We start from the raw sequence: 5287 nt of genomic DNA, 5'->3' as shown, positions 1-5287 counted from the left end.
GGTGGGCGGCGCGGCGGGTTTGCTCCATCTCCAGGGCGGCGAGGGTGTCGGCGGTTTCGCCTGACTGGGTGACGCCGATGGTGAGGGTATTGGGAATCAGCGGCGTGGGCGAGTAGCGAAATTCGGAGGCGTACTGCACCATGACGGGCAGGTTGGCCAGGTCTTCGATTAGGTATTTGCCGACTAGGGCGGCGTGCCAGCTGGTGCCGCAGGCAACTATTTGCAGGTGGTCAAGGCCGGTGAGCAGGTCGTCGGGCAGGCCCAGGCTCAGCGGAGATGTGCTGGTCGAGGCTGCCGTCCAGGTGTTGTCGACGTAGGTTTCGAGGGCGGTGCGCACCACGCCGGGCTGCTCGTAGATCTCCTTGAGCATGAAGTGCTTAAAGCCCTGCTTCTCCACCATGATGGGGTTCCAGTTCAGGGTGATGGGGTGCTTGCGCTGGCGATCGCCCGCAAAGTTGTACACCTCCACACCTAGGGGGGTGAGACTGGCCAGCTCCCCATTCTCCATTGGCAGCACGGCGCGGGTGTGGGGCACGATCGCCGGGGTGTCGCTGGCGCAGAAAAATTCGCCCTGGCCAAAGCCAATCACCAGGGGAGCCTGCTGGCGCACCACCACCAGCTCGTCGGGGTAGTCGGCAGAAATAATGGCGAGGGCAAAGGCCCCTTGCAGCTGCTGGCAGGCGCGGCGGGTGGCCTCCAGCAGGAGGGACTTGCCCTGGGTGTCGGCGGGGCTGAGCTGGCTCAGGTGCTGGGCAATCAGGTGGGGCACCACTTCGGTATCGGTGTCAGAGGTGAACTGGTGGCCCTTAGCCTTGAGGGTTTCGCGCAGCTCGCGGTAGTTTTCAACGATGCCGTTTTGCACCACCGCCAGGCGGCCCGAGGCGTCGCGGTGGGGGTGGGCGTTGTGCTCTTCGGGTTTGCCGTGGGTGGCCCAGCGGGTGTGGCCAATGCCCAGTCGAGCCGGGTTTTCCTGGCCGTCGATCTTGTCTTGTAGGTTTTGCAGCTTGCCCTTGGCACGCACGCAGTGCAGCTCACCTTCGAGCACGGTGGCGAGGCCAGCAGAGTCGTAGCCGCGATATTCGAGCTTACGCAGGCCATCCATTAAGATGTCGGCGGCGGGACGGGTGCCGATGTATCCCACAATTCCACACATAGCGCTGTCTCCTTGGGGTTGGGCAAGTGCTGTGATAAAGCTGACTTTATAGGATACACGGTGGCCCGGTCGGTGCGATCGCCCAGGGTGCCGAATGGGCGGCTGGCTACGGGGCCGAGACTAAAGCGATCGCATGGACAACTTTCAGCCTATTGGCGTTTTCACCAGCGGCGGCGATCGCCCTGACTACGACGCCGTTATTCCCGCTGTGGTTTACGTACGCCAAAGATTTTGATTGATGAATCAAGCCATAGCAAAAACATAGATTTTGCCTGTATGGTGCGAATGAATCAATTTTTTTGTTGCCTTGGATACATTAATCAGCCTTTATCGCGAAAAAATTATGCTCAAAACGTACCTGCTTGCGGCCTTAACCACAGGCGCACTGATGACAACACTGGTTGCCTGTCAACCCTCTACCACCCCAGAGACCGTTCCACCCACCACAGAAGACCCGGCTCAAACACCGGGCGCTGACGCAGGGGGCGATATGGAGGGCGATATGGGCGGCGATATGGGCGGCGATCGCACCGCCTACAGCGAAGTCCCCGTTCCTGAAGGTGCAGTAGGCGCAGAGCCCACCGACATTGCCCTCGCCACCTTTGGCAGCACCGAGCCGGTCGAAGGCAACTTTGAAGAAGAGGCCGAGCTGGTAGAGCAAACCGACGACCAGGCGCTAGTTATTCTCACCCAAACGGGCCTAGCCGACGACTCTGTCAACGGTATGCGCTATCGCCTCGAATTTGTGCCCGAGGGCGACCAGTGGCGGCTCGACTGGGTCGGTCAACAAGTGCGCTGCCAGCAGGGTCGCGGCTCCCAAGACTGGACTACCGAGTTGTGTAGTTAAGCAAACTCGGACCGAAGATTATTCTCCGTTAAGACTGTTAAAGACTGTTGAAGCGTGGGGGTGCCGTAGGCTCAAACGGCTTGAGGATAGGGGTGTTAGCCTTTCGGATACCGTTCTATGACCCCCACTCAACGCATTGGCATTCTCACCAGCGGCGGCGACTGCCCCGGCCTCAACGCCGTTATTCGTGCGGTGGTTAAGTGCGCCAATCGGCGCGGGTGGGATGTGATTGGCATTCCCTACAGCACCGACGGATTTATGCAGGTGGTCGATGGTAAGTACGACCCCGCCCACCTGCGCCTCACCGACCACGGCTACGACATCCCCGGCATTTTGCAGGGGCTAGACGTGCTGCAGTTTCTCAGCGGCACCATTCTCGGCTCGCTTAATAAGGGCTACCCCGAGGGCATCGACAACGTAGCCAAAATTTTGGCGGGCTACGACCAGCTCAACCTGGATGCGCTGATTGCGATCGGCGGTGACGGCAGCCTCGACATTATTTACGACTTGGCCCAGCGCGGCGGTTGGAACCTGATTGGCATTCCCAAAACCATCGACAACGACGTGCCCTTCACCGAGAAATCGATCGGCTTTAACACCGCCGTGCAAACCGTCAACAGCGCCCTCTACGACCTCACCTTTACCGCTGCCAGCCACGATCGCGTCATGGTGGTCGAAGTCATGGGCCGCGATGCGGGTCACCTCGCTCTCCACGGCGGCATTGCGGGCGGGGCCGATGTGATTTTGATTCCCGAACTGGTGCCCGAGCTAAACCCGCTGGTGGTCACGCAGATCTGTCAGCACATTGCCGAGCTGCGCCAGCGGGGCCGCAAGTTTGCCCTGGTAGTGGTGGGTGAAGGCGTCCACGGCGAAGACGGCAAACCCATGCACCTGATAGGCGAATATCTGGCCACCGCGATCGCCGATCGCAGCCGTACCCTCTGCCAAACCGGCGACACCGCCTACTGCGACATGGACCAGGTCGAAACCCGCGCCATGGTGCTGGGCCACATTCAGCGCAGCGGCATTCCTACCGCCAGCGATCGCCTGCTGGCCTCGGCCTTTGGCCGCAAAGCGGTAGATCTGATTGCCGAAGGCCGCTACAACCGCATGGTGGTCTGGGAAGCGGGTCGGGTGCGATCCAAAGACCTCGACGACGTGATCGCCACTGTGCGCAGCTGCCACCAGCGCGGCGTTTGCCCCAGCCCGGTCGAGACCGACAGCACCATGGTCAAAGTAGCCAGGTCGCTCGGCATCTACGTGGGCGACCCCGACACCCTACCCAACCCCAAGACGGTCATGTCAGAAATTCCGGAGGTCTCGGCGCTGGCCTAACCCACCCGTAGGGGCAACTGGCATTTGCCCAGCCCTCACTCAATGTGGCTGGGCAAATCAGGCAGCGGGAGAAGGCCCAAAATACTGAATATCTACCTCGCGGTTCAGAGCTTTTGCCAACACCTGGCGATCGCGCTGGGCCGCCCAAATTTCTAGATCAAGGTTGCCAGTGCCAAGCACTCCAATCTCTAAAATATGCTCTGAAATTTGACAGGATACTGACTGAACGCGCTGGTTTTTCGTTTTGTCTAAGCTGACCGCTACTCGAAGGAGGCCTGAGAGCGTTTGAATGATCTGGCGATGGGGTTTGGATAGCTTTTTAAAGCGCTTATGCTTTTTAGTCGGAGCTGCCTTGCAGTGGTAACGGGTTAGGGTTGAAATCAATAGAATTTCTTCGTCGGTGAAACCGCGAGGGTTAGCGCGATTGATGATGTAGCGTGAATTTTTGTGGTGCTTTTGGTAGGAAATAAACTGCCCAACATCGTGGAGCAGTGCAGAAAATTTGAGCAAATCACGCTCGAATTCACTGTAGTTGTGCAGTACCTGAGTCTGATCAAAAAGCTGAAGGGCGATCTCAGCAATATGCTCATTTTTGAGCCAGTCAGACTCATATTTCTTGGCTAGCTGAGCGGCTTTGCGATAGCGTAAATTGATTTGATCTGGAAATGAAGGCACCGCTTGAGAATGGCGTTCCAGATAGTCTAAAATCATGCCCTCGCGCAGGGACGCATCGCAGAGCGTGATCTCGTTGACCCCGACCATATCTAAAAGCTTGACGAGCAAAATGCCGCCCAGATGGATGGCGTCTGCCCGCTTGTCGCTAATGCCTTCAAACTTGGCCCGATTGACCAGCTTAGTATCGAGCAAATCGTCGGTAAGACGCTTAATGTCTTTCAGCCGCACCGTTTCGGCATTCACCGATTGCAGAGATTTCCCTCCCGCTTCCAGGTAGGCTGCCTCTCCCAGGGTGCGAATGGTACCAGAGGTGCCGATCACGCGATCGAAGCCAATTGATCGAATTTGGTCGATGGTCTGCTGGGCCACAAACTCGATGTGGGCCTCTAGCACGTGGCGGCCTTCGCGACCCACGGAGCCTTTGCCCTCAAACATATCGAGCAGGCGCAGCACCCCCAGCTGCAGGCTATCGCTAAACAGCACGTCTCGCCGATCGCCGATTACAGCTTCTGTACTGCCGCCGCCAATGTCAAAGACCACAGCGGTTTCATCCTCAAAGGCAATAGAATTGCGCACGGCCAAAAAGATCAGCCGGGCTTCTTCTCGGCCAGAGATAATCTTGGGGGCTAGGCCGGTGCGTCGGACCACCTGGCTCAAAAAGGCTTCCCCATTCTGCGCTTCTCGAATGGCGCTGGTCGCCGCCGTTATCACTTCATCAACCCCCACCTGTTCAGCTAGCTGAACATAGCGCTGGATGACTTCTAGCCCGGTTTCAAAAGCGCGATCGCTGAGGCGATGGGTGGCAAATACCCCCGACCCCAGCTTGACCATCTCCTTTTCGCGCTCAATCACGTCGAAATTTCGCTGTGCGATCGCCTCCACAATGATCATGTGAATGGAGTTGGTGCCAATATCGATCGCAGCAAGTTTCATAAATCAGCTCAGGCGTCCGTTTTGACCATCATGACGCCATTTGCGATAGTTCGCTCGCGGGCTGCAAAGCTCACCGCAGCGAATATAGCCAGAGTCACCTGGGCTTAGTGGTGCAGAAAACTTAGGGCAGTCTCACCATGAGAATGTGAGGACCTTAGCGAACTCAATGCGACAGTCTAGGGCGTCTCGCTTGCATTGAGAGGCGCAAGCGGGCGGTGGATTGCCCTTAGGCAAGGCTTGGAGGATGGGCAAGGGCAAACGCTCGTAGCAAAGCCGAGCCAGTTCCCGCAAACCGAGTTGCAGAAAACTCAAGCCCCGGTCGCCATGCCAATCCAGACGACTCC

Annotated in this window: 4 protein-coding genes and 1 pseudogene; 2 read left to right on the top strand and 3 right to left on the bottom strand. The window is 58.0% G+C overall.

Annotated features, from left to right (window positions below):
* Nucleotides 1–1153, bottom strand: a 1153-nt coding sequence (glmS, locus tag IQ273_RS29875) for a glutamine--fructose-6-phosphate transaminase (isomerizing) (protein ID WP_194026737.1), incomplete at its 3' end; no start/stop codon positions are given.
* 388 nt (nucleotides 1154–1541) lie between these two features.
* Between glmS and IQ273_RS29870 the strand changes: the two genes are divergently transcribed.
* Together IQ273_RS29870 and IQ273_RS29865 are read left to right on the top strand one after the other, a co-directional pair.
* Nucleotides 1542–2000 carry a hypothetical protein gene (locus tag IQ273_RS29870; RefSeq protein ID WP_194026736.1) on the top strand — a complete coding sequence of 153 codons (459 nt, stop codon included), beginning with the start codon at nucleotides 1542–1544 and terminating at the stop codon, nucleotides 1998–2000.
* A 117-nt stretch (nucleotides 2001–2117) separates the two neighbouring features.
* Entirely contained in the window at nucleotides 2118–3335 is a 1218-nt protein-coding gene (locus IQ273_RS29865; protein ID WP_194026735.1) for an ATP-dependent 6-phosphofructokinase, read from the top strand.
* 57 nt (nucleotides 3336–3392) lie between these two features.
* Here the strand turns inward: IQ273_RS29865 and IQ273_RS29860 are convergent, their stop codons facing one another.
* Together IQ273_RS29860 and IQ273_RS34145 are read right to left on the bottom strand one after the other, a co-directional pair.
* Nucleotides 3393–4943 carry a Ppx/GppA phosphatase family protein gene (locus tag IQ273_RS29860; RefSeq protein ID WP_194026734.1) on the bottom strand — a complete coding sequence of 517 codons (1551 nt, stop codon included), beginning with the start codon at nucleotides 4941–4943 and terminating at the stop codon, nucleotides 3393–3395.
* A 132-nt stretch (nucleotides 4944–5075) separates the two neighbouring features.
* Nucleotides 5076–5287: pseudogene (locus IQ273_RS34145) on the bottom strand (IS4 family transposase); the annotation flags it as partial.

Source organism: Nodosilinea sp. LEGE 07298, assembly GCF_015207265.1.
Taxonomy (GTDB): Bacteria; Cyanobacteriota; Cyanobacteriia; order Phormidesmidales; family Phormidesmidaceae; genus Nodosilinea.
Note: the sequence above shows the minus strand (reverse complement) of the source record. Positions and strands in the feature narration are given on the sequence as shown.